Below are 1,347 nucleotides of genomic sequence, written 5' to 3' on the forward strand. Positions count from 1 at the left end.
TGGTCCTATGTCAAGATTTAGTACAACATAAAATGAGAAATTTTAATTATTTTCAACTTACCAATCGTGATTCTCTAGCAACGCTCGCATTGTAAAGTTTTTCAAAGTCATCTGGCGAAAGATATCCACAATGGCTGTGAATCCGCTTTGTGTTATAAAATGCTTCAATATACTCAAAAATTAGGCTGTGAGCATGATTAAAATCCCGGATTCTAAAGCGGTTCAGCCATTCACGCTTTATCAATGCGTGAAATGACTCGATACAGGCATTATCCCATGGATAAGCTTTCTTGGAATAGCTCCGCTGCATTCGTGCGGTGGCCTTCTTATATTCTTTAGCTACGTATTGGCTGCCTCGGTCTGAGTGGATAATCAGTGGTAAATCGAGGTTGCGGCGTAATTTCGATTTTTGAATTGTTTCCGTTACGCAGCTTACTTCTAAGCTGTCAGAAAGCGTCCATGCGATGATTTTGCGAGAGTACAAGTCCATAATGCTGGTCAAGTATACAAATCCGTCAATTGTCCATATATAAGTGATGTCTGAGCACCAAACCGCATTAGGCCGTTCTGGATTAAATTGTTCATCCAAGATGTTCTGCAGACTGTCACTGAAGTCTGGCTCAACGGTAGTTGGAACCCAGGGCTTAACCCATTGAGCACGAAGCCCCATTTGGCGCATATATTGACCTACAGTCCTTTCAGAGATGATTTCTCCGGCTTTACGCAGTTCTGATGTGATTTTAGGCGCACCATAATTTTGATGAGATTCATCGTAGATTCGCTGGATTTGTTCTTTTACTTCCTGTCGTCTTATTGATGTGTCTGATGGCAGACGATGGCGCCAAGCGTTATAGCCCGAGCGTGAAACGCCAAGTTTTCGCAGCATTCCGGAGACGGAAATAGGGCGTCCTTCTTCTTTTGCAATTTCCGCCTGTTCAGAGACCTGAAGATAAATGGCCTCTGTTATTTTCCCAGAATGCTGATGGCTTTTTTTAACACGTCAAGCGCGTCTTTCGTATCCCGCAATTCACGGCGTAATCTGGCAATTTCTTTCTGCTCATCTGATTCGTAGTTGCCGGAACCTCTTACAACGATATCGCCGGAGTCACGAAGTTCTTTGCGCCACTTGGTCAAAGTGCTGTAACCGATGCCTAGGTTATTGGCGCAGCCACGCAAGCCAAGCTCCTTATGATCTTCGTAATATTGAATTGCGTCAAGTTTAAACTGTTTGTCATGTTGTTTAGCCATTCTGAAATCCTCCTCAAGATTAGGTACGTACATTGTACCATGTTATGGGCTCATTTAGGATTTCTCATTTTGACTTGTACTATTTATATTCTAACTCCA

2 protein-coding genes are annotated in these 1,347 nt (G+C 42.8%); both read right to left on the reverse strand.

Translation table 11 applies throughout. From position 1 onward, the window contains the following. Window positions 1–52: 52 nt before the first annotated feature. Window positions 53–967, reverse strand: coding sequence for an IS3 family transposase (locus tag BUB68_RS14805; protein ID WP_073093064.1), 915 nt, complete (start codon window positions 965–967; stop codon window positions 53–55). Beyond that, window positions 964–1,248, reverse strand: a complete 285-nt coding sequence (locus BUB68_RS14810) for a transposase (RefSeq protein ID WP_014424218.1) — start codon at window positions 1,246–1,248, stop codon at window positions 964–966. Before BUB68_RS14810 ends, BUB68_RS14805 begins: the two co-directional genes overlap by 4 nt. Between the last annotated feature and the right edge of the window lie 99 nt (window positions 1,249–1,347).

Origin of the sequence: Pseudoselenomonas ruminantium (genome assembly GCF_900142515.1) — a bacterium.
Lineage (GTDB): Bacteria > Bacillota > Negativicutes > Selenomonadales > Selenomonadaceae > Selenomonas_A > Selenomonas_A ruminantium_D.